The sequence below is a fragment of the Phaeocystidibacter marisrubri genome (assembly GCF_008933165.1).
GTDB classification, from domain to species: Bacteria; Bacteroidota; Bacteroidia; order Flavobacteriales; family Schleiferiaceae; genus Phaeocystidibacter; species Phaeocystidibacter marisrubri.
Window position 1 is genome coordinate 1 of sequence record NZ_WBVQ01000002.1, and the last position, 23518, is coordinate 23518.

At 43.7% G+C, this 23518-nt stretch carries 24 protein-coding genes and 3 tRNA genes; 18 read left to right on the forward strand and 9 right to left on the reverse strand.

What is annotated here, in order from left to right; all coding sequences use genetic code 11:
- Nucleotides 1-360: 360 nt before the first annotated feature.
- Nucleotides 361-690, reverse strand: coding sequence for a hypothetical protein (locus F8C82_RS07300; RefSeq protein ID WP_151692936.1), 330 nt, complete (start codon nucleotides 688-690; stop codon nucleotides 361-363).
- Between the two features lie 107 nt (nucleotides 691-797).
- On the opposite strand from F8C82_RS07300, the gene F8C82_RS07305 reads away from it, so the two are divergent.
- Nucleotides 798-1262, forward strand: coding sequence for a hypothetical protein (locus F8C82_RS07305; RefSeq protein ID WP_151692937.1), 465 nt, complete (start codon nucleotides 798-800; stop codon nucleotides 1260-1262).
- Nucleotides 1263-1676: 414 nt separating this feature from the next.
- Here F8C82_RS07305 and F8C82_RS07310 read toward each other — a convergent pair whose 3' ends face one another.
- From F8C82_RS07310 to F8C82_RS07320, 3 genes are read right to left on the reverse strand one after another with little or no spacing between them, the layout of a single operon-like run.
- The gene (locus F8C82_RS07310) at nucleotides 1677-2033 is read right to left on the reverse strand and encodes a hypothetical protein (protein WP_151692938.1); all 357 of its coding nucleotides are present in this window, start codon (nucleotides 2031-2033) and stop codon (nucleotides 1677-1679) included.
- Nucleotides 2030-2296: a hypothetical protein gene (locus F8C82_RS07315; protein ID WP_170266187.1), complete on the reverse strand. Its 267-nt coding sequence runs from the start codon at nucleotides 2294-2296 to the stop codon at nucleotides 2030-2032. The genes F8C82_RS07310 and F8C82_RS07315 overlap by 4 nt, the downstream gene beginning before the upstream one ends.
- A gap of 22 nt (nucleotides 2297-2318) precedes the next feature.
- Nucleotides 2319-2588, reverse strand: coding sequence for a hypothetical protein (locus F8C82_RS07320; protein ID WP_151692940.1), 270 nt, complete (start codon nucleotides 2586-2588; stop codon nucleotides 2319-2321).
- Between the two features lie 159 nt (nucleotides 2589-2747).
- On the opposite strand from F8C82_RS07320, the gene F8C82_RS07325 reads away from it, so the two are divergent.
- Both F8C82_RS07325 and F8C82_RS07330 read left to right on the forward strand, forming a co-directional pair.
- Nucleotides 2748-3353, forward strand: a complete 606-nt coding sequence (locus F8C82_RS07325; RefSeq protein WP_151692941.1) for a LexA family transcriptional regulator — start codon at nucleotides 2748-2750, stop codon at nucleotides 3351-3353.
- Nucleotides 3354-3440: 87 nt separating this feature from the next.
- Nucleotides 3441-4298 carry an RNA helicase gene (locus F8C82_RS07330; protein ID WP_151692942.1) on the forward strand — a complete coding sequence of 286 codons (858 nt, stop codon included), beginning with the start codon at nucleotides 3441-3443 and terminating at the stop codon, nucleotides 4296-4298.
- A gap of 166 nt (nucleotides 4299-4464) precedes the next feature.
- Here the strand turns inward: F8C82_RS07330 and F8C82_RS07335 are convergent, their stop codons facing one another.
- On the reverse strand, nucleotides 4465-5541 hold the full coding sequence (locus tag F8C82_RS07335) for a hypothetical protein (RefSeq protein WP_151692943.1): 1077 nt from the start codon (nucleotides 5539-5541) through the stop codon (nucleotides 4465-4467).
- 55 nt (nucleotides 5542-5596) lie between these two features.
- On the opposite strand from F8C82_RS07335, the gene F8C82_RS07340 reads away from it, so the two are divergent.
- The 4 genes from F8C82_RS07340 (at nucleotide 5597) to F8C82_RS07355 (ending at nucleotide 8265) form a co-directional block, all read left to right on the forward strand.
- Nucleotides 5597-5785 (forward strand): hypothetical protein, encoded by a 189-nt coding sequence (locus F8C82_RS07340; protein ID WP_151692944.1) that lies wholly within the window; start codon nucleotides 5597-5599, stop codon nucleotides 5783-5785.
- Nucleotides 5786-6066: 281 nt separating this feature from the next.
- Nucleotides 6067-6504, forward strand: coding sequence for a hypothetical protein (locus tag F8C82_RS07345; protein ID WP_151692945.1), 438 nt, complete (start codon nucleotides 6067-6069; stop codon nucleotides 6502-6504).
- Nucleotides 6505-6904: 400 nt separating this feature from the next.
- Entirely contained in the window at nucleotides 6905-7858 is a 954-nt protein-coding gene (locus F8C82_RS07350; RefSeq protein WP_151692946.1) for a hypothetical protein, read from the forward strand.
- A gap of 2 nt (nucleotides 7859-7860) precedes the next feature.
- On the forward strand, nucleotides 7861-8265 hold the full coding sequence (locus F8C82_RS07355; RefSeq protein WP_151692947.1) for a hypothetical protein: 405 nt from the start codon (nucleotides 7861-7863) through the stop codon (nucleotides 8263-8265).
- Here the strand turns inward: F8C82_RS07355 and F8C82_RS07360 are convergent, their stop codons facing one another.
- Nucleotides 8266-9450, reverse strand: a complete 1185-nt coding sequence (locus F8C82_RS07360; protein ID WP_151692948.1) for a site-specific integrase — start codon at nucleotides 9448-9450, stop codon at nucleotides 8266-8268.
- Nucleotides 9451-9604: 154 nt separating this feature from the next.
- Nucleotides 9605-9681 (reverse strand) — tRNA-Arg (locus F8C82_RS07365).
- A gap of 219 nt (nucleotides 9682-9900) precedes the next feature.
- Here F8C82_RS07365 and F8C82_RS07370 point away from each other — a divergent pair.
- A tRNA-Pro gene (locus F8C82_RS07370) sits at nucleotides 9901-9977 on the forward strand.
- Between the two features lie 129 nt (nucleotides 9978-10106).
- On the opposite strand, the gene F8C82_RS07375 is transcribed toward F8C82_RS07370, so the two are convergent.
- On the reverse strand, nucleotides 10107-11003 hold the full coding sequence (locus F8C82_RS07375; protein WP_151692949.1) for a LysR family transcriptional regulator: 897 nt from the start codon (nucleotides 11001-11003) through the stop codon (nucleotides 10107-10109).
- Between the two features lie 135 nt (nucleotides 11004-11138).
- Here F8C82_RS07375 and F8C82_RS07380 point away from each other — a divergent pair, with 135 nt between their 5' ends.
- From F8C82_RS07380 to F8C82_RS07425, 10 genes are all read left to right on the forward strand, one after another.
- Entirely contained in the window at nucleotides 11139-12623 is a 1485-nt protein-coding gene (locus tag F8C82_RS07380) for an NADP-dependent isocitrate dehydrogenase (RefSeq protein WP_223279513.1), read from the forward strand.
- 31 nt (nucleotides 12624-12654) lie between these two features.
- Nucleotides 12655-12945: a hypothetical protein gene (locus F8C82_RS07385; protein ID WP_151692950.1), complete on the forward strand. Its 291-nt coding sequence runs from the start codon at nucleotides 12655-12657 to the stop codon at nucleotides 12943-12945.
- A gap of 70 nt (nucleotides 12946-13015) precedes the next feature.
- Nucleotides 13016-13978 (forward strand): sodium-dependent bicarbonate transport family permease, encoded by a 963-nt coding sequence (locus F8C82_RS07390; protein WP_151692951.1) that lies wholly within the window; start codon nucleotides 13016-13018, stop codon nucleotides 13976-13978.
- 134 nt (nucleotides 13979-14112) lie between these two features.
- The gene (locus F8C82_RS07395; protein WP_170266188.1) at nucleotides 14113-15225 is read left to right on the forward strand and encodes an aminotransferase class I/II-fold pyridoxal phosphate-dependent enzyme; all 1113 of its coding nucleotides are present in this window, start codon (nucleotides 14113-14115) and stop codon (nucleotides 15223-15225) included.
- The gene (gene bioD / locus F8C82_RS07400) at nucleotides 15222-15845 is read left to right on the forward strand and encodes a dethiobiotin synthase (protein WP_151692953.1); all 624 of its coding nucleotides are present in this window, start codon (nucleotides 15222-15224) and stop codon (nucleotides 15843-15845) included. The genes F8C82_RS07395 and bioD overlap by 4 nt, the downstream gene beginning before the upstream one ends.
- Nucleotides 15830-17176, forward strand: coding sequence for an adenosylmethionine--8-amino-7-oxononanoate transaminase (bioA, locus tag F8C82_RS07405; RefSeq protein WP_151692954.1), 1347 nt, complete (start codon nucleotides 15830-15832; stop codon nucleotides 17174-17176). Before bioD ends, bioA begins: the two co-directional genes overlap by 16 nt.
- Complete coding sequence (locus tag F8C82_RS07410; RefSeq protein ID WP_151692955.1) at nucleotides 17173-18297, forward strand: beta-ketoacyl synthase N-terminal-like domain-containing protein; 1125 nt, start codon at nucleotides 17173-17175, stop codon at nucleotides 18295-18297. The genes bioA and F8C82_RS07410 overlap by 4 nt, the downstream gene beginning before the upstream one ends.
- Entirely contained in the window at nucleotides 18294-19367 is a 1074-nt protein-coding gene (bioB, locus tag F8C82_RS07415; RefSeq protein WP_151692956.1) for a biotin synthase BioB, read from the forward strand. The genes F8C82_RS07410 and bioB overlap by 4 nt, the downstream gene beginning before the upstream one ends.
- A 108-nt stretch (nucleotides 19368-19475) precedes the next feature.
- Nucleotides 19476-21530 (forward strand): HD family phosphohydrolase, encoded by a 2055-nt coding sequence (locus F8C82_RS07420; protein WP_170266189.1) that lies wholly within the window; start codon nucleotides 19476-19478, stop codon nucleotides 21528-21530.
- A 48-nt stretch (nucleotides 21531-21578) separates the two neighbouring features.
- Nucleotides 21579-21665: transfer RNA gene (locus tag F8C82_RS07425), tRNA-Ser, on the forward strand.
- Nucleotides 21666-21981: 316 nt separating this feature from the next.
- Here the strand turns inward: F8C82_RS07425 and F8C82_RS07430 are convergent.
- On the reverse strand, nucleotides 21982-23475 hold the full coding sequence (locus tag F8C82_RS07430) for a T9SS type A sorting domain-containing protein (RefSeq protein WP_151692958.1): 1494 nt from the start codon (nucleotides 23473-23475) through the stop codon (nucleotides 21982-21984).
- Nucleotides 23476-23518: the final 43 nt, after the last annotated feature.

Below are 23518 nucleotides of genomic sequence, written 5' to 3' on the forward strand. Positions count from 1 at the left end.
TGGCACTAAGCCAGTTTTAAAAAACGGCCAGGGCGCGTCAATTGACCATGGTAGGTTTAGACGACTCTATGCCCTGGACACGTTCCTCTGTGCGTGTTAGTCTTCTTAGTTTCTGTTCAAGCTTATCGTATTCGCTCTTATAGCTATTTAAGGTCTTCGTAGCGGCGTGAATACATGAAGCCAAAGTGTACATCAGAGCTTCATCATCTTCCTCAGCAGCTTGTATCCAGTCCTTTCGTAAAAGAGCTAGGCTTCTATGGCCTTGTATGATTTTCAAAGCGCAGATCAGCATTGCTTGACAGGTTGCCAAGCGCTGTTTAAGGATTAAAAAGTCTATCCCTTCCATGCTTGTTGATTTCATTAGTGGTTCTCAATCCTCTTTAAAAGATGAGCTCTAGCAATGGGCCAACCCTCCATTATTTCCTCCAATTGATCGAAATAGTTATCCAATTCGGAGACGGTGATACCTATCCCCTCACAAAGCCAACTCGGATTGGAACCAAAGTCTATGCAATGCCCATAATAGTTCACAGTGTACTCCTTCGTATGTCGAGTCCTAACGATTAAAAAGCGTTCAAGAATCTCAAACTGATTCCCTAAATCATCAGCTACCACCAAACCTATTGGTCGCGAAAATTTCAATCTACCTGGAGCCAAAAAAGCTCTATCGACTTGAATGATCCTACTCATGACAAAAGAGTATAGTTTTTTAGAGAAATCCCCTCGGTCGAAAAGAGTACAGAAAAACCGAGGGGAGAATTGTCTAAATTGAAGGTCCAATCAAATCTATTTAGACAATGAAAAAGCCTACCAAAGCTCCTAAAGGCATCCAGGAAGCGGTTGTCGCATGGAAGAAAGTAGCGCAATCTGATCTTGTTAACCACAATGAATACTACTATGCAATTGCTCATGGAGCAAACCTTCTCTACATAGGAATTGCATATCATCAAGATCTCGATACAGAACTTAAGAAGACGGTTAAAAGACTTGGATTGAAGAATCGAATCGGACTGTCCTTCTATTGTGGTGAGCTTGCTAGTTTGAATCCAACAAAACGTGTTTCTGAGAGGTTGGTTAGAAACATTGAGCACATTCTTATTGGAATAAGTCAACCGAGACTCAATATTCAAAGTAAAAAGTCTGGAACTGTGACAATTGACATTGAAGTAAAGTCGTCGGGTATCCTTCCTGGAATGAAGAGATTTGGATATGCCATGGAGGACGTGATATTCGGACGGAGCACTCGTCTGCCTCGAGAATAACGTGTAACTACTCATAGCCGAATTGAAATAGATGATTAGGTAGTCCACCAAAGATGTGCTTGAGCAGCATGGAAATTCGCGCTTTCCGCGATTCTGTCAGTCGACCTCTTTTTAGAGTCTTTGAGCAGTGTGCACTAGATAGATTCCAGTCTCGTGTATATGGAGCCCGAATTAGGCTACCTGTTGCAATTGACATCTCAATCTCATTGAAGACCTCGGCCTCGGTATACCATATCACATCAAATTCATGATGGAGGTAGTTTGTGATTTGAATATCAAATGCTAATTCCCTGGGCAAGGGGCAATTTCGATTTTGAGGCTCCTTATCCCAAGAATACTCAACCTCTACCCCTTTATTCTGAGAGATTAACGCTAGCCTATCTAACAGGAATATGTATTCTTCAATTGCTGTCCTCATGCTGCCATCCAATTTTGAGTCCTAGCGTACTCGTTGAACTTCTTCTCAAAATCTCCTCGAGTTTCTGACTTCATAAATAGATGGTGCAACCGATCATACTGGTCAATTGACACTGGAACGATAACCGAAGTCTTGAGAAATGGGTAGTAGCCTAATTGCTGAAGTCCGACAGTTTGGCCAGACTTTACAATCAAAACCTTCTTTAGGCATTTTAGAGCTAGAACATCCCCGGACAAGCCCACGACGATAGCAGTAGGAGACTGCTCAATTCGTTTAAGCGCCTGAATGTGAGTATCTCCCAAGCTTAGCCCCTTGTATTGAAGAAGTCTAGAACCAAGTTTTACATTTTTCATAAGTCCGCAGGATTACAAAGGCGTTCAACCTCATTGAAAACACTCTCAGCTTTCAGCCTTCCTTTGATACTAGATTTCTGCAGAAGCGTATTAGGGTCATTGAGTAACTTCTTAAATCCCGCTTCTGAGAGTTGAAACACTTCACGAGCTTGCTCGTAGGTCATTAAACCACGGCCTTTCGCCTGGTACAAGTCTTTAGATTGAGAGCGAATTAGATCTTTAAGCATATCCTCAGTGACTAAGAATAGCCGTTGCTCTTTCATAGCTTTGGTTACAGCGTCCATCTTACTTCTGAAGGATTGAGTATTGACCTAACTTCTCAGCGTCAATTGACACTTTTGATAAGTCACATTGATCTACTGTTGAATCTTGCAATTCAGTAACAGAACCAATCTTGTCGCGTACCGTCCAATCAGCTATAAAATGCTTCTTTGCTAAATGCGAAATAATTAGAGGTGAACGATATCCAAGAGCATAATAGAATTGATACTCCATTCGAAGTTTGGCATTCAACGCCTTTACCCTTTCTGATCTTGATTTTTGTCTCTCTGTCATGGTACTATTTTCTTACCTTGCTGAATTGTGCTAGTTCCCAAATCAATTGCGGTATACCGCTTGGACTTTGTGGACTAACAACACGACGAAGTAAGCAACATTATGCGTCAAATGCAACAATTTGCGTCATTTTAGACGTGAATAATTCTTATATATCTGATGTTAAAGGAGTTAAGGAGGAAACAAAATATTACACAAGACGAACTAGCCTCATTGTTAGAAGTTACTAGGCAGACAATTCAACGATGGGAAGCGGATGAAACCAAGATTCCCAAAGCCACTATAGGATATCTACAATATGAGTTTGGCCTGAAGTCCTCCGCTACAGCAAAGCAGAATCAAGCATTGGCAAAATCTTCTCAAGGAGCAGGCATTCCTCTTCTGTCAATTGCTGCATTGGGTGGGTCCGCCAACTTTGATCTTGCCCTGGAAAGAGCTCAGGTTGTTGCAGAGTATTACGCACCTGAATTCAAGGACGCAGACTTCATGTTGCCGGTAAAAGGAGACAGTATGATTCCTACATACAGACCTGGTGATGTAATAGCCTGCAAGATTCTTCATAATCCTAGTTTCATAGAATGGAATAGACCGCATGTACTAGCTGTGGAAGAGCGAGGAGTGTTGGTAAAGCGACTCATGCCAGGATCAAGCGATCAGCAATACAAGTTTGTAAGTGATAATAATGAATATCCAGCGTTCGAGGTTCCAGTAAAAGAAATACAAAGTATTGCTGTAATCTTGGGATTGGTAAGGGTTGAAGGATAACTATAAGCTACTTACTAATTAAGACGTCAAATAACCAACCAAATATTGATAATCAACATTATGGCAATGTGATTTATACTTATTAAAATGGAAAGAAAAGAACCTAAGACCTCCACTCCTACTTGCGGAATTATAATGCCTATCAGCGAAATAGATGGATGTCCAGCTAGTCACTGGAGTGATGTTCTAAGTATCATCAAGGATGTTTGTAGCACAAGTGAATTTAATGCTAACCTTGTTAGTGATTCGGATGACATCGGAGTAATTCACAACAGAATAGTTGAAAACATCTATTCTAGCGATATCATCATTTGTGACGTTAGCTGTAAAAATGCTAATGTAATGTTCGAATTAGGAATGAGACTAGCCTTTGATAAACCCACTATCATCATCAAAGATGATTTAACAGGGTATTCATTTGACACTTCTCTGATCGAACACTTAGAATACCCTAGAGATTTACGTTTCACTTCGATATTGGAGTTCAAAAAAAACTTAGGCATAAAGCTAAAAGCAACTCACCAAAAAGCCCAAAACGACTCAAATTATTCCACCTTTCTAAAAAACTTTGGGAAATATAAAATAGCTCACCTCGAAGACAGGGAAGTAAGCTCCGATACATATATCTTGAATGCCATCGAAGAAATGCGGAGAGAAATGCGAGCTACTCGCTCGATGATAATGCACGAAAAAGATGATGTACAAAGATATTTAAGACCAAGGAATTCGCGGGCTACTGAAGTTTCAGATGCCGATAAGAAAATCTTCAAGAGAATTGTACATGATTATCTTAGGTCGAATGAAATTACGGTCAGACCAAAGGAGTTTGAAATTATCCTTCCGCAATTAGTTGAAGAACTTAGCCAAAATCAGGTTTTAACGAAAATAGCTGGAGATCGTTTTACATTCTCTCAGTTAATTGAAGAATCACTGTTTCGAAATTAACCCCGCTTCCAGTAAGCTTATTATTACTAATCAGGTCTCTGCTCACCAAGCAGAGGGTCGGGGGTTCGAATCCCTCATCACCCACCACAAAAAAAGGGCGTTACTACCGTAACGCCCTTTTTTTGTGGTGGGTTGGTGTGGCGATGGTCAGCCTCAAATGCAAGTATCAACTATTTTGACTCTGTTTTGAGAGTAAACGAGTGAGCTCAATGAAGGATGGGTTGCTCTCTCCCTTGTCATTTATATAACCTGTGGATGTAGGCGAATAGATTGATTTACTGATTTCCAACAGAACTGCACCACGAATATCTTCTTGAACTGTAGAAGTGAGAAATACTTCTAGAGAATTTAATGCGTTCTCACGTCTTCGGTTTATTATCGAATTGTGCAGGTTGATGTTGAATTGTTTTAATGTAAATGTGAATGCGAAGACAAGGAGTGAGATCATAGCAATCCTTGAAACAGTGCGATAGGTCAAGTACGTAGAAATGTCCAGATTCTCCGCACCATGCGCTTTGATGTCTGTGTAGAATTTATCGAGCTCATCAGTCAATAGTGAACCGTCATAAACACCTGTTAAGAGACAAAAGGTGGTAATTGCAAGCATAATGCTTGCAATCATCCATCCTGCCGCGATTCGTTTTCGTTTATCGGCTTCACCTCCGTATACCCTTGCATAATCTTTCGCTGTCAGCTTGGCTCCCTTATTCTCGTATTCTTTGACTAGAGTGGCGAGGTTCTTGGAAAGATTATCTGCTGTTTGTTTTTTAGTCTCAATCTCTTTTATCAGATCGTCTACAAGCTTCTTTTTTGAATTATTGCCTTCTGAAGCGCTTTTTAGCTCTGAGTGTAAATCAGCCAATGATAACATGGGGCGGTTCTCATTCTTATCAGGCGATCTTAATTGAACAAGGTTCCCACGTATTTGACGATCAAGATTACCGAGTAACTCAGACTTTGGTCTTCGCGCGTTGTCCGTATTTATTTCTTGTTCATACTTTTCAACTTGCTGCAGTATGGCTAGCATTATATGAACTTTGTGGTCCAGTGACGATTTAACGATTTCTCCGATCTCTAATTCTCTTTTTTCATAGAGTAAGACACATTCTTTCACAATTTTTAAGGGCAGCACAAGGTTGTCAGCTATCTCTTGTGGTTTCTCATCGTCCTTAAATCCTCTATTTAGGATGTCCTCGTGTACGTCAATTGCGAGTAATCTATCGTAAAAGCTAAGTTGTGCCATGTCATGAATTTGAGAGTATGAAGATAGAGTTTTCACGATTTACCATGCATAACACTTGATTCTAGCTGTTGTAATTACTTGGTCAGCCATCATCCTGCATTTTGATGTACACTATCCGCATGGACTTGATTCCAATAGCAGACTGGCTCGAGTGAAGAAGGGCATAGGTCACCATATCGCCTGTAGCGCCCAATTGATAGAGGTGGGTAGCGAAGCTGTGTCTGATGTGTTTACAGCCGTTTAGACCAAACTGCTTTAGCCACTTAGAATATTACTTCCTAAAATCATCACCCTTGGCGCGTGTTGACATCAGCCCTACCACTAGGTAGACGTCTTCTTACTGTTCAGTTAACTTCTCTTCTGCCAACATTTCGATACTACATGGAACTTATAGTGCCCTGCGCCTGCGCCTCCCCCTCTCCTCTTACAACCTATCGGCATGCAGTATGTAACACCCTCTGCTGATTTGATTGATAATTTCTTGTTGTACATTCACACTGATTACAATAGACAATAATTACAAATATGGACGACAAAAAGTCACCTATTTCAGTGTTTATCATTGGCCCAATTGGAGACAATGGATCACCAGAACGCAAAAGAATCGATGGATTGATTTCTTTAATAAAGGAAAACAAGAAAGAATTAAACATAGCAACTGTAAGCGCTTCGCACACCATAGACATCTCAGGTAAGATCACTCATCAGATTCTTAAATCGTTAATTACAGTTGACCTAGTGATTTCAGATATTTCAAATCACAATCCTAACGTGATGTATGAGCTCGCAGTTCGACACGCCCAGCGAAGACCTTGTATATTAATAGCCACTAACAACACAATCATACCCTTTGACATACATGATAATCGCGTGCTATATTATGAAGATTCAATTGCCGGGTATCCCGATTTTTTTGTTCGATTGAAAACATTCGTTGGAATGACGACCAAGAAAACCCGTTGAGTAACTTTTACGAGTATCTGATTTTACAACAAGAAATTGAAATAGCTAAATCCAATTCAAACTCTACTGACAAAACTATTGTAAAAATGCTATCTCAAGTACTCGACCATCTAAAGACCAAGTCACCTACTAACGAAAATCTACACACTATTGAATTTCATGTTAGATCCTCATCACAATCACCCTACAGTGAGGAGAATTTAAAACACGCTCTTGGACATATAATCCCTCCAGCTGACATCATTAATATTGAACCACAAATAGGCTTCAATACATTTGTTATTTCCCTTCGCACGCCCAACCATTATTATGACAATCTCATATTAAACGAATTAAATTCCATTGGTTTTGAAGCGCAATACTGGATCTGATTAATACTCGACTGGAATCCGTAATATAAATGAAAATGCACACATATAAAGTTTCCGTTTCTGCTAGCGATATAAAAACAGCCGAGGTCGGTGGTTTCACTGAATTAGAGCATATTCCAACTAAAGAATATTTACTTCGTCAAAAGCTCACTACTCTTCAACCCTACCAAAAAAATAAATCACTTATTCAATCAAGAAAGGAGAGGAACAAGGAAATCAGCCGTGGTTTATACATCGTGGACGCTGAAATTATTTCAGTGGACAATTCGCCTTTTCTCGGAATTCAGTTTGACGTAGCTAAATCACCTAAGGACGCTACTTACATCTTGCATGACCAAGAGGCGAATCATTTGGATAGTAAAGACAAAATTGGCACCATGAAAAATTTCATGGTAATACTTGCTGACATCAAAGCAACGGGAGGTAGCTATTCAGTTCGGTACTATTTTTTTGGATTAGAGAACCCATATGTTGAAGCGATAGATTTCAATAGTGCCTTCAAAGCAATTATTAGACTTTTGAATGAAAAAACTAACAAAGTCACCACTGATGAAATAATTCAAAAAGTCTCGACATGGGAACAAATTGACAGTTTTAGTGAGATGATTCATGTAAAAGACTCTTCTAGTTCTAGCTTCACTGGCAACTCAAATTTAATGCCGTACCTTGTAGAATCAGAGACTTCAACAAGGAAAATTTCAAAATTTAAGAGTATCCCAGCCTCCATCGTAGAGGCCGCTATTAAGATCTTCACCAATCCGTCAAACAATCCAGACAAAGAAAATCGTACTTTTACTATCGAAAAGGACGGCGTATCGACTACAGTTCAAATAGAGTACTCAGAAGCAAAGGAAGAGTTCCAAGAGATGGTCACAGAGAAATTTAAGGACGCCCTGTTCCTGGACCCTGAAAAATTTAACTCTTTGAACATCCAAGAGGCTGTAGAGCATTTAAAACCACTAATATTTAGGTACATCTCTTGAGTATGTGTGAAATCTTAAACTCTTTATCAATACTGGATGAATTCATCAACTTCATTGCTGGAAGCACTTTGAGTATTTTCACATTATTCCTTACCCATCTCGCCTCCAAATCAGAACTGAAGAAGGCTTTAGTCACCGATGCGACGTCCCAAAAAGAAAAGGATTTCAATAACCAATTACTACTAAATGCAACGACTAAATCAATTCAGGCGACTTCAAAATACGCCTCTAGAACATTCATAGTTTCAGCTGTAGGAATGATTGCAATGATTATCAATACTTTTAAAGGGAATGACCCAAGTACAACCCTTCAAATAATAAATATATCTGTCAATTTTATTGCAGTTATCGGTTTTGCTTACGTATTGAAGTTATTATTGAAATTCTATTGCGATTATAAAAACTAACTACTCCACGACCTGTGATATCGCCAGCTTAAGACTTGAAATCCCATATCTTTCTTTATAAACATTCGCAATCTGATACCCCGGCACTTCATGCCCCATGAGCTGTGCTAATAGATCTGGGTCCACTCCTGCTTGCCGGCCATGAGATGCGAAGGTGTGCCTAGCTGTCTTAGTCCCGATTTTTATTCCTGGTAAGAGAATGGCCATCTTCTTTTGAATTCGATTCCGTTGGGATGCGTAGAGCTTATTCTCTGACGGTTGATGATGCCAGGCAAAGAGTAATTGCTTGTCCGCTCGTGCTGCATACTTCTTAATCAGTGCCCTTGCTGGCTCGATAATCGGCACTTCTACCTCAAATCCTCCACCCGATAGCTTTTGTCGCAAAAAGCGAATAGAAGGCTTCTTAACGATGTTTGCTGGCAACTGTATCAAATCCACGTAATCGATTCCAGCGAGGTAATACTGCAGTAAGAAAATGTCCCTGGCGATTTCCATAAGGGATCCTTCTTTGAGCTCGAGCGATTTGAGGCGCTGAACATCCTCTTTGGTAATGGCTTGTTTCCTAGTGGGAGCAACTTTTGGGAAGAGCCCTTTTTTGAATGGATAATCGCTTTGATCCATGTATCCGGCATTAATGGCCGCATTGACGAGCGTTCGAAGTACCCTGAGATAATTATGGATCGTAGAGTTTGACACGCCCTCCCCCATCTTCTCATTCCTAAAATCCAATAACCTGGTATAGGTTAGGTCTGAGAACTGAAGCTTCGTGTTGCCTGATATTCTTTCGAACTGATCAAGACCGGTATTGTAGGTTATAGCTGTTTTGGTTCGCCCGGCTTTCTCCAGCCCTTCAATATAGTTCCTGGCAAACTCCGAAAAACTACTCAAGCTGCTGACGGATTTCCCGGAGATGTACTTAATGGAATCATCCAGCCCAAAGTTGCGCTCGAGACATTCCATGGCCTTGATCTCTGCTTCCTTGATGCGTTTGTTGACGGCCACAAAATCGGGATGCTGAGATTTCACCAGGTTGACTTTCGGATTCCAAAACGCTTTTGATGAGTACACATTGAGATGTACAAACTTGGTTTGACGGTTTTTCGTCAAACGCATTTTGATCGGAAAACCTTTCTTGGTTTCTTTCGAATGGGTGTATAAAAGGATCTTAGTGGAGAGCTCGTGCATGTTGTTAGAAGGTCAAAAACTAACAACAAGTTAACAACATTTGTGGCTTTTGGTACCTTTTGACAACCTCTGAGGTCGATTTTTACCAACAGCTGCACCGAGCTGTATAAAAGAGAAAACCCCACATTCCGCTTGGAACGCAGGGTTTTAGTAGTGGTGATCCGGATAGGATTCGAACCTATGACCGTCTGCTTAGAAGGCAGATGCTCTATCCAGCTGAGCTACCGGACCATTTTCCCTTAACAGGACGGCGAAATTAATAAAGTTCTTGCACAATTCGCACAAAATATCCGACATTTGCATCGTTCTTTGATGAGCTGATAGCAGCAAAGGTTTGGAATTCCTAGAGTTTCAGGTATTTAGAAAAATCACCGAAATTTTTCTTTCAAAATCATCAAAAAGGGTGTTGCAGAAATAAAGTTCTTGTTTATCTTCGCAGCCCAATTAGGACGGGAAGTGGCGCAGTCCGGTAGCGCATCCGGTTTGGGACCGGAGGGTCGCAGGTTCGAATCCTGTCTTCCCGACCAAGAAAAAGCCTCGCACAATTTGCGAGGCTTTTTTCATTTCTGCCCATACCAACCCAGGCTGAGCATTGGATAGGATGAAAGATGCAGACTCCTATACATGTTCCTTCAAAAGATCACGAAAGCCTCTCCTCACACGTGCTCATACGTATCGTACCAATCGAACTTTTCACGGATGATTTCGTCTTTGTGATTTCGGAGGAAATCCAAGTATGCTTCCGATACTGGAGATAGTTTTTTTTGCTTGAGCCAAATGAGTCTCCATTGCGTAGTTACAGGCAAACCCTTGGTTGGAATGATGTGCAACTCTCCATTTGAGAGTTCATTCTTGATCCCAATCAGAGGGAGGATAGAATAGCCAAGTCCAGAAATTACCGCTTGTTTCACCGCTTCATTGGAGGTGAGTTCGATACTCTTCTGTCGAGATTTCTCCCCATAGTAGGTATCCATGGCCATTCTAGTCGCTGAACCTTTTTCCCGAAAAATCAAGGGTTTTGATGAATCGATCTTTTCCCGAGAAGAAATCAGAAACAATTTGTTCTCTACGAGCAATTCTTCGTGCACCTCTACGTCAGTTGGCAATACCGAAACCAATGCAAAATCGATTTCATTATTCTTAAGCCCTTGCACCACGTGCTCCTTGTTCGACACATCCAATATCAAATTCACATTGGGATTCGATGTACTAAAAGCACTCAAAAAATAGGGCATGACATATTTTCCCGTGGATGCAGAAGCAATCCGAAGTGTCCCTGTGAGAAGTCCTTTGAACTCTTTGGTCTTGTATTGCAATGCCTCAGATTCGGAGAGAATGTTCTTGGCGATTTCTGCAATCGTTCGTCCAAACTCTGTCACATAAAGTCGCTTTCCGATGATCTCTGTCAGCGGAATTTCAAATTGATCCTGAAATTTTTTCAACTGAATCGACACCGCTGGTTGCGTCATGTGCAACACTTCAGACGCCTTGGTAACACTTTCATTTTCAACCACCTTAGCAAAAACACGTAGCTGATTCAGTGTGTAATTCATAAACAATCACTTATGTTTTCAATAAAACAAATAAATGAAAATTAATAAAACATGTCCCATTCCTTTGCAACGGATTTGACGAGGAGCACCGAAGATTCCCCCTCGCCAAAATGAGTTCAACACAATATCAACAACATGATGAATCAAGCGCTAGAAACCGAAATGAAGCGTCCTACCACTCGCGAAGCTGTCAGAATAGCTGTGGCGAAAGGAGATGGAATTGGACCTGAAATCATGAATGCGACTCTTTCCATTCTGCAAGCCGCTAAGGCCAACCTCCAAATCGAGGAGATTGAAGTGGGTGAGAAAGTATACCTCAACGGAAACAGCAGCGGCATAGAAGATGAAGCGTGGAATGTGATCCGTGAAAGCAAGGTGTTCTTAAAAGCCCCCATCACAACACCCCAAGGCGGAGGATATAAGAGTTTGAATGTCACCATGAGAAAGTCACTGGGACTGTACGCCAACGTTCGTCCTTGTGGCAGCTACTTTCCGCACATTCACACCAAACATCCAGATATGGATGTGGTCATTATCCGAGAAAACGAGGAAGACCTCTATGCGGGTATCGAGCATCAACAAACCGATGAAGTGGTTCAGTGCCTGAAGCTCATCACGCGCCCAGGATGTGAGAAGATTGTGAGGTATGCATTTGAATACGCCCGCCATTACAACAGAAAGAAGGTGAGTTGTTTCATCAAGGACAACATCATGAAGCACACAGATGGCCTATTCCATGAGGTTTTCCGCGAGATTGCCCGCGAGTATCCAGACATTGAATCCGACAGTTGGATTGTTGATATCGGTTCCGCTCGTCTCGCTGCCACTCCTGAAATTTTCGATGTGATTGTCATGCCAAATCTTTACGGCGACATCGTGTCGGATATCGCGGCAGAAATCTCCGGTTCCGTTGGACTGGCCGGAACGGCTAACATTGGAGAACAATGCGCCATGTTTGAGGCCATTCACGGTTCGGCTCCAGACATAGCGGGTAAAGACATGGCCAATCCATCTGGATTGCTAAAGGCTGCGGTGCTTATGCTCAACCACATCGGACAAACGGAAGTAGCAGAGCGTATTCAAAATGCTTGGTTGAAAACGATCGAAGACGGAATCCACACGGCTGATATCTTTAAAAAAGAAAGCAGCAAGAAGTTAGTAGGCACGACTGAGTTTGCCCGCGAAGTAATTCAACGATTGGGCTCTACGCCGCAGTTCTTCGAGGTGGTGAAGTCCGAAGCCCAAGGTGAATTCAACCTTCCAAAATACGTCCGCAAGCAGCCTGCAAAGAAAATCTTGAAAGGGGTTGATGTATTTGTGGATTGGAAGGGAGAACATCCCGATGAACTCGCCGAAAACCTTCACAAAATAGCGAACACACTCCACTTAAAGTTGATCACCAACAGAGGTGTAAAAGTATGGCCGAATGGGCTTCCTGAAACGTTTCTGACGGACCACTGGAGATGTCGTTTCGAGTTTGACGAAGAAACCAACTCAAGTCCAAAGGCCATTTGGGAATTGTTGGAGAAAGCCTTCCAGCATCATATCGATGTGATCAAGACAGAGAACCTTTACTTCTTTGATGGAGTGCGAGGATATTCCCTCGGTCAAGGACAATAATTTATCGAGTACGAACCAAAAACCAGAAGTCATGCAGAACTATCAATTTAGACTCATCGACAGTAACTACGGCGCACAAGAGGCCAATGAAGTATTGACTTCCTTGATTCAAGACAAGATTCGATTCCTCAATCAGAAGTGCTTTTCCTTGGAAGAGCGTTTTGGAAGCGACACGGCTCACTTGAAAAAGCGAATCAAAGAGCTGCAAGCTGAAAAGAGAACCTTGGATTTGATGCTCGAGGAATTTGATCGAGATGAAGCGGAGTTCCAAATCTCCTGTACGGTTCAAATGGTGGTTAGAGTACCTGAAACCGATCACTGAATTCAATCTAAAACCAAAAAAGAGAGCCGGGAAAATCCCCGGCTCTTTTGCAACCTCAAGAAGCAGTAACATGTCTTTAGATATACTTTTTGAAAACCTCTCGAACCCAGCACTACTCTTTTTTCTACTGGGCATCGTAGCCGTTCAAGTGAAGAGTGATTTGTTCATTCCTGAAACGACTTCAAAGTTCATCTCCCTCTACCTCCTCTTTTCGATTGGTTTTAAAGGAGGACAAGAACTCGCACATAGCCATTTTCAAACAGAAATGTTGTGGACCATTCTATTTGGCATCTCTTCCGCCGTGGTTGTCCCCATCTATGCATTTTTCGTTCTCCGAAAGAAACTCGGTGTGGACAACGCCGGAGCGATTGCAGCAGCTTTTGGTTCCATCAGTGCGGTGACCTTTGTAACGGGGGTATCCTACCTCGAAATGCGAGAAATAGAATTTGGAGGATACATGATTGCCTTGATGGCTCTGATGGAAGCTCCCGCCATCATTATTGGACTGCTATTGATTTCTCTATACAGAGATTCCGGCGACGCCGACCATCCTTCCATCTTGCATTCGGTTAAACATTCCATCACAAATGGCAGTGTCCTCTTGATTTTAGGTAGTCTAGCCATTGGATTTATCGCCAGTGAGAAACAGGCAGCGGGAATTGCGCCATTCACAACCGATATCTTCAAAGGCTTCCTGGCATTCTTCCTTTTGGATATGGGGATTATCAGTGGAAAGAAATTGAGCGAACTCCGCAAACATGGATTATTTCCATTCGCCTTTTCCATCGCACTGCCCCTATTCAATGGAATCACAACCGCCTACCTCAGCGGATTTATCACGGGCAGTGAAGGCGACCGACTCTTGCTGAGCATTCTGGTTGCAAGCGCCTCCTACATCGCTGTCCCTGCCTCCATGAAGCTCGCCGTACCGAAAGCCAACCCCGGACTCTATGTTCCCATGGCTCTGGCTATCACGTTTCCATTCAACATCGCGATCGGTATGCCGATTTATCTTTCGGTGATTAAGGGGTAGAAGCACGGGATACGGGGATGAAGGGATGACAATCACGACTCGCTTTTACAGCATTTCCAATTCATCATGAGCCGTCTAAAATGCTGCGCATCTCAACAGCCCCCTTCCCCTGCACTTCCTTACCTTTGTCCTCCATGAAAACCATCCTCAACTCCATACAAGCTACGCTTCACTCTGTGGAAGAAAATGCACGATTGCGTGTGCTGTCTACCTATGGTGATGGGGTGGATTTCTTTTCCAATGATTATTTGGGACTTGCACAACAGAATGTTGCGCTGAACTCCGACTTCAAACACGGAGCAGGTGGCAGTCGGCTGATTAGTGGAAATCACGAGGAATACGGCGTGACTGAACGCTATTTAGCGAAGACTTTTGGGTATGAAGCTGCAGTGATTTTCCCGACAGGTTACATGACCAACCTCGGGTTGCTTTCGTCACTACCACAGCGTTCAGATGTCGTGCTATACGATGAATTGTGTCATGCCTCCATTCGAGATGGCCTGCGACTTTCTCATGCAAAGACGAACAAGTTTTCGCACAACGATACAGCACATCTGAAAAAGTTAATCGATCAACATGCAAACCAAGCACCCCACGTTTATGTCGTGGTAGAATCAGTGTACAGCATGGATGGCGATATGGCACCTCTGGTTGAGATGGCCGAAATCTGTAATCTCCCGAACGTTGGACTCATTGTGGATGAAGCACATGCTGTGGGCGTCTACGGTTGGGGACTGGTCGCTTCTCATCAACTTCAAGACAGCGTCTTTGCCACGGTGGTGACATTCTCTAAAGCGTTGGGACTTCATGGTGGAGCGGTTCTCTCCCACTCTATCCTCAAGGACTTCCTCGTAAATCATGCGCGCTCCCTGATTTATACCACAGGACTTCCCCCCGAAACGGTTCATCGCATTCGTGCACATTTTGAACTTTTGGAAACAGAAGGACCCGAACGAAGAGCAGCGCTCGAAAAGAACATCCAATTTTTCAAAAACAACCTGAACAATCTCGCCGCTTCCCAACTTATACCTAGCCAAACTCCAATACAGGCATTGGTGATAGGAAACCATGTGGCGGCTGTGCAACTGGAAAACGTTTTGTTGAGTGGAGGGCTTCTTACCAAAGCCATCTTGCATCCAACGGTTCCAAGCGGAACGGAACGCATTCGCATCAGCTTGCACAGTTACAATACCGAGGCCGAGATCTCTATGCTCTGCCAAAGGCTGAATGAGTACTTCGAAGAATGAAAACGGTATTTCTAACAGGAATTCATACCGACGCAGGCAAAACCGTCGCGTCGGCCATTATTTGTAAGGCGCTAAAAGCCGATTACTGGAAACCGATTCAAAGTGGGTATCCAGAAGACTCGGACACACGCACCGTTAAAACGCTAGTTGGTGAAACCGAGATCGCATTTCACCCAGAAAGTTACACACTTAAAGCACCTCTATCTCCGCACACCGCTGCTGATCAAGAGGGCATTCGCATCGATTTGAACAAGGTAGTTCGACCACGTGCAAATCGACTATTGATAGAAGGTGCAGGTGGCCTTTTGGTTCCCCTGAATGAGAAGGACACGATTGTAAATCTCTTAAAACCAGAGGATCGCGTTATCCTCGTTTCGCGCCACTACTTGGGTAGCATCAACCACACCTTACTATCGGTTGCACTTTTGAACAATTTGGGCTTCAAACCGGGGATAATATTTGTCGGAAACCCGAATCCATCTACTGAAGATGCTATACTTTCGCTCGGTGATTGCGAACACATTGGCCGAATTGAGGAAACCGATCAGGTTGACGCAAATTTCGTAGCCGCTCAAAGTGTTCTACTGCAGAAGAAGTTGGAAGAATGGCTGGAGGAGTAAAGAATCTCGACTTAGACGAAATGCTGTCGAATCGCGACGTGCAACCGACGGATAGTCCGATTGCCGAAGCAGACCGAGCACATCAATGGCACCCTTACACGCAAATGAAGGACTTTGGCTCCCACTTACCTGTGGTAAAAGCCAAAGGCTCAAAGTTGTATTTGGAAGACGGTCGTGTTCTTATCGATGCGATTTCTTCCTGGTGGGTAAACCTTTACGGTCATGGAAATGAACACATCAAAAAGGCCTTAAACCGCCAATTTGAATCGGTAGACCACGTGCTTTTTGCAGGTTTCACTCACGCTCCAGCTACGCGAGTTGCGGAATTGCTACTCCCCCACCTACCCGGAAAAATGAACCGATTGTTCTTCAGTGACAACGGATCTACTTCAGTAGAGGTCGCCATGAAAATGGCCCTCCAATATTTTTACAACCAAGGAGAAAACCGCCGACTCCTCTTGGCATTTGAAGACGCCTATCACGGCGATACCTTCGGAGCCATGGCCACGGGAGGTTTGGGCGTATTCAACAACGCATTCTCAGACATGCTTCCCAAAGTGGTGCGCATACCCGTTCCAAGCGCGAACGGATTGGATGCTACCCTTGAAGCTCTTCACGCCTTGCCGCTTCACGAAGTTGCCGGCTTCATCTACGAGCCATTGGTTCAAGGCGCTGCAGGAATGGTATTTTATGAGGCCAACGACTTGGATAAAATCCTCAACACTGTAAAGAACACTGGAGCATTCCTCATTGCCGATGAAGTCATGACAGGTTTTGGTCGACTTGAAACGATGTTTGCCTCTGAGCAAATGGAGGTCCGGCCAGATATCATGTGCCTTTCCAAAGGTCTTACTGGAGGCGTTCTCCCTATGGGATTAACTACCGCTACCGAAGAGGTGTTTAAAGGCTTCTATTCGGATGACCGTTCCAAAGCCTTGATGCACGGACATTCCTTTACCGCAAATCCACTAGGTTGCGCCGCTGCCATTGCCGGTTTAGAACTTTGGGCTTCGCCCGATATTCAAGCGAGTAGACAACAACTGATGACGCTTCAAAGCGAGGCCGCCCTAGAACTAGAGCAACACCCTGCGGTGGATAGCGTTCGCGTAAAAGGCACATTGCTCGCTATCAACATAAAAACAAACAGCGATTCTGAGCATTACGGAGCATTCCGAGACCAGCTCTACGCCTACTTTACCAATCACGGCGTACTACTGCGACCTCTTGGAAATGTGATCTACACTCTTCCTCCTTTCACCACATCAGAATCTGAAATGAAACACATCTACGATATCATTCGCGGATGTTTAGACACCCTGATTGAAGCATGAAACCGGTCTACATAAACGACATCGGCTTCATAGCCAATTTGGGAATCGATCCCCTATCTGCATGGGAAAAGGCCCTCTCGGGAGAATCAACCTTCACACAACTGGAAGGCTACCCTGTGGCTCGAGTAGAACACAGCGCATTTGCTGAATTCGCTCCAGACTACAAGCCCTACCGAAAGTTGGATAGAAGTACTCAACTTGCACTCTTTGCTTCACAACAGTTGAGTCGATTGAAGAAAGATCAATCCACCCTCATAGCCATTGGCTCCTCTCGAGGCGCCACGGAAACTTGGGAAAAGGCATACGAGAATTATACAGATTCTGGCGCTTCCCATCTATTGGATTCGCCGACCACCACTGCTGGACAGCTCGCTTCAAACGTTGGAGCTTATTTGCAGATGAACAGCCACGTGGATATCGACCAAAGCATCACATGTGCGAGTGGACTCAGAGCTGTGGCTGATGCATGTGCTTGGCTCAACGCTGGATTTGTATCGCAGGCCATTGCCGGAGGCGCCGAGGCACCGATTACCCCATTCACGCTTAGCCAGATGAAAGCCCTTAAGATTGTAGGTGGCGAAGGCGAATGGCCGTGTAGAGCTCTGGACCCAAATCTCAACACCAACACCATGGTACTGGGAGAAGGCTCTGTTTTGCTCCACCTATCCACCGAAGCGTCAGAAGATGCCGCAAGGATTGTAGGGGTAGGATTTGGTACTGAAACCGGAATGTCGGCTACCGGACTCTCCCCCGATGGTCAGTGTTTGCAATCGTCCATGAAGATGGCCTGCAAGATAGCCGGCTGGGATAAACCCGACGCCATTATCGCACACGCTCCTGGAACCATCAAAGGAGATCGTTCAGAAATAGCGGGAATTCACACACTTTTCGGTGAAGATATTCCCGTGACATCCTCCAAATATTTAACCGGGCATTGCTTCGGCTCTTCCGGCCCCGTAAGTATCTGGATGGCAATTCAAATGATGAAAAACAACCGTTGGATGCGTCCAGATTGGGCACCCCAACATGAACCCGAAACTCTAAACAGAATTATCGTAAACGCTGTTGGCTTTGGCGCCAATGCCGTAAGTTTAGCGATTGAATACAACTCAGCACGATGAATAAAACCTGGACTCGACAAGAAATTGTAGACCTGTACAACACTCCACTTTTGGACTTGGTGTACCAGGCTGCCACTGTTCACCGCGAGAATAACAACCCGAACGAAGTTCAAATCTCTACACTTCTTTCTGTAAAAACAGGAGGTTGTCCGGAGGACTGCGGATATTGTCCGCAATCTGCCCGCTACTCTACAGGAGTGGAAGGAGAAGATTTGATGACGGTTCCCCACGTAAAAGCGCAGGCCCTTCGCGCAAAATCCAACGGTTCGTCACGTCTATGCATGGGCGCCGCTTGGAGAAACGTTAAAGACGGCCCTGAATTCGATCAGGTGCTCGACATGGTACGCACGGTAAACGAAGTAGGATTGGAAGTGTGTTGTACACTGGGAATGATCACCGAGAACCAAGCCAAGCGTTTGGAAGAAGCGGGATTGCACAGCTACAATCACAACCTAGACTCTTCCGAAGAATACTACAAGGAAGTGATCTCAACACGTGATTACGAAGACCGATTGGAAACGATCGGCAACGTGCGTAAAACGGGTATCAATGTATGTTCAGGTGGGATCATCGGAATGGGAGAAAGCATTGAAGACCGCGCAGGTATGCTCGAAACCTATTCCAAAATGGAGAACCCCCCAGAAAGTGTGCCGATCAATGCATTGGTTTCGGTAGAAGGAACTCCAATGGAAGAGCAGGAAACCATCTCCATGTGGGATATGATTCGCATGGTTGCAACAACCCGCATCGTTCTTCCTAAAACGCAAGTTCGCCTTTCAGCAGGTAGAACGGAGATGAGCAAAGAAGGTCAGGCTTTCTGCTTTATGGCAGGTGTGAGTTCCATCTTTGCGGGAGACAAGCTTCTCACCACTCCAAATCCCGATGTAAACGAAGACATGGAATTGTTCAAGATCTTGGGCATCACTCCAAAAGCTCCATTTGCAGATAAAGCTCAACCAGTTTCGATTCCAAAAGATCAAATGACTCCAGCGCTAGGCGAAAAGCCAAAATGGCGCCGACCAGGTCATGAGATTGAACGAAACCTTGAAAAGCAAGCGAGTAGAAAATAATCACAAACCCTTCGGAGAAATTCGAAGGGTTTTTTCTTTCTGCACGCAGACGTCTTCTGCCTTTGATACAACACGGCAAGAGCTTACATTTGAATGGAATCCCCTTCTATGAAGAAGTTTACCCTTTTCTTGCAAAAGCACTCACAGATTCTCTACAATCTGTTTTTGTTCCTCGTTGCGGCGATGTGCGTTCTCTACGTACTCCCCGATCAAGGTCGGTTTAAGTACGAATACGAAGTTGGGCAACCTTGGTTGCACGATGATCTGGAATCTCCATTCAATTTCCCTTTGTATAAAGTGAAGTCAGAGATCCGCGCGGAACGCGAAGCCTGGGAGGAATCCTACCCTCTTTACTTTGAAAAAAACAACGACATCGAAACCGTTTCCCAAGAGAAATGGACCGAGCGCATACAGCGCCTCCCTTACGATTCGGCTTTTCAATCCGCAGATGCCGACCGTCTCGGAAAGCTGTACTTAGATGCGCTGTACTCTGAAGGAATCCTCACGCCTCCATCCACCTCTGGCGCCAAAGAGCGCATCTGGTACTTGGCAAACCGCGGGGTCTTCGTTCAGGTAGATCCCGATCAATTTATCGAACCTAAGCGAGCAACATCCCTCCTCAAGAGTTACATCGACACCATTGGCAATCCCCAGCTGAGATCGGTACTGGCCTCCAACCTTCCCGATATGATTCGTCCGAACATCACTTTCGATTCGGATCTAACCACTCGGAAAAAGAATCAGTATTTGAACAGCATATCTCCAACCGAAGGATTGGTAAGCGAAGGTGAAATTATCGTGTACAGTGGTCAGGTAGTAGATGCCACCATAGAACAACGCATTGCCAGTTTTAGGAGAACGTTGGAAGGAACCAGCAACAGCTCTTCACACTGGGTTGTACTGGTGGGGCACTTCACCCTCACAGCCATTGTGCTCGTTATGCTCTTCCTCTTTTTGCGCCAATTCCGTCCACAAATCTTGGTCAACAGCAATAGTCTCACCTTGATTTTGGTCAGTTTGGTCGGCATGGTCCTCTTGGCCGACCTCGTTATTTCCTACGATCAATCGCTGATTTACATCATTCCATTCCCGCTGGTTCCCATCATCATGCGCAGTTTTTACGACACGCGTTTGGCCCTCTTCATTCACTTGATGGTCATTATGATTGTGGGACTCGTCGCACCGAATTCCTTCGAATTCATCTTCCTCCAGTTCATGGCGGGCATCTTCTCCATCGTAACGGTTTCATCGTTGTATAGGAGATCACAGTTATTCATGGCCTCCGCCAAAATCACCGTCATTTACATCTTGTCGTACTTCGCTTTCACCCTTATTCGAGGTGATGTGACCAACAGTGAACACCTATACGAATACGGCTACTTTGCATTAAATGGCCTAATGAGTGTGATGATGGCCTTCCCACTCATCTTCATTTTTGAGAAGATGTTCAGCTTGGTGAGTGACCTAACCTTGCTTGAGCTCGGCGATACCAATTCGCCACTCTTGCGTGAACTTCGACTCAAAGCTCCGGGCACCTTCCAGCACTCGCTTCAGGTGGCCAATTTAGCCGAGAGCGTGATTGACGACATTGGAGGAAACAGCATGTTAGTCAGAACCGGTGCTTTGTATCACGACATTGGAAAAATGCTCAACCCCATCTACTTTGTAGAAAATCAAAACACCGGTATTAACCCACACGACGACCTTGACTCGCTAGAGAGCGCCGAGATCATAGTAGATCACGTACTAGAAGGAATCGTTTTGGCCAAATCCAAGCGCATCCCCGACATGGTGATCGACTTCATTCGCACCCACCACGGCACCACTCGTGTAGAATATTTCTACAGAAAATACAGCGCTGAACACGAGGGAGAATTACCCGAAGAAATTGCGGCTAAATTCAAGTATCCCGGTCCAAAACCCTTCAGTAAAGAAACCGCGGTACTGATGATGTCGGACACCGTAGAAGCTGCCACGCGCAGTTTGGTTCAACCCACGGCAGAACAGCTCGCGGGAATGGTCGACAAATTGATCGATCACCAGCAGAGTTCAGGGCAATTTGACAATGCAAATATCACCCTTGGAGAAATTTCTCGCGCTCGTCAGATCCTGAAAAAGAAGCTGATGAGTATTCATCACCTCAGAGTTGAATATCCAGATTAAAAAAAGGCTTGTCAGAATCACATTGTGTGTTATATTTGCAGCCCCCACGGTGAGGTGGGTGAGTGGCTGAAACCAGCAGTTTGCTAAACTGCCGAACGTGCAAGCGTTCCGGGGGTTCGAATCCCCCTCTCACCGCGAAACTTGAAAACCCCGCAAAGCAATGCTTTGTGGGGTTTTTACTTTTTAGAGCTTTCCTCAAAGCTCCGCTTTGAAAGGAAAGAAATGAAAAGTAAAAACTAGGATACGACGAAGGAGTAGCCATGGGTTTTCATGTTTAGCACAGGTTTCCTCTCATGGGATCACAACCGAAGAACAGCGGAGGTTGTAATCCCCAAGCACCCTTTATTGAACTATTCAAATGAGAAGCTTGTAGAGTTCAACTCCAGAAGAATTTTAAGAGTGATGGAAATCAAACAATATGTGGAAGAATGCGGAATCCCTGAATAACGATTCACTCTATTATAATTAACTTTTCGGTATGTAAAACACTGAGGTGTTCATTTCTTATTGTAATAAAATAGACTCCCGCCTTCTCAATTGAGAGCTTCATCGGACTTTGATTGATGACATTCTTCAAAACAATACGCCCATAGATGTCTGTTAACTCAAATGAAACTCGAGCATTCACAAAATCTTCGGCAATTTCGAGATGGAAATCTTGTTTACTTGGGTTTGGATAAACTGAAAACGCTTGAAGATTTGACTCTTCCGTAATATTTAAACCACAATTGACAGAGTCACATCCTTGAAGATCAATCCGGAATAGCCAGTTATCTATATCGCTTGTAACTGTCCAACCAGTATGAACTAGCATTCCACTAGAGTCTTGCTGAAAATCATCAACATTGGACAATCCTGCGGTAAATGGATACTCGTATGAAGTGGACCATAAGCTATCTAATTGAGGCGTGAACCTAAAGCCTAATCCATAGGCAACGTCATAAACTCCACTTACGTAGTAAGACCCATCTTGAAGTCTAATTAATCCTTCGGCAATTATTGGTGTTGATCCCCAATTAAACTCTCTTTCATTCAGAACAACACCATTGCTGTCTAGAATACCAACATTGAGAATTGGGTTCCATTGTGTCGGATTAATACTGAAATTTTGAACGAAGGTGAATGTTCCATCATAATTTGACGTCAAATACATCCCGTCGATACCTCGAGTCCTGGTGAAGTGTTTCCTCCAATAAAGATGCCCATCGGCTTGACTGATTTTTGCGACAAAAGCTTCATTTAACGAGGATGTTGAATAAATATGATCAGGACCAACTACAAAGATTCCTCCATTATTATCGATGACGATTTGGGAAGGTGAAAGTCCATTATTTCGGTTCATATCGATATCTGGGATTTCAGTCTCCCAAATCAAGTTGAAATTTGTATCTAACCTTGAAATAACACTCCCAATCTTCCAATACCCTGGTTGTTGTGGATCAGTTCCGTTATAATAGCCATGAAGAGATGACATAATAAAGGTTGAATCAGAATCAAATACGATATCTGTTGCGAAAAGAGAATTTCTTAATGATGTACTGTAAACTGTAGAAACAATAGTATCAGATAGATCATTGGCAACCTTATGTAACAAAATCTCAGATGTGTCATTGCCAGGAATATGATTAAAACCATTGTTAATAGCATGATAGAAGCTTCCCTGATGATAGGTAAAGCATTTTATGCAATTTGTATTGAAATAATAAGACGGGTCATATTCTAACGTCAGAGTATCTAAAACAAGACCATTTGTATCCAATCTGGCATATTGAAAGGAAAGCGGTGAAACATTATTAGTAATATTCGCTACATAGTAGTAATCGCCGACTACCTCAATTGAGGCATCAGAATTATGTGCGATATGGTTGGCAACATTCGTGTAAGGCAATTGCCCATTCACTGATAAAGAAAAAAGACCTAAGACCGCTATTACAATTGACTTCATGAAAATAATTTAAACAAAAAAGCGACCGGAAAAGCATCCGGTC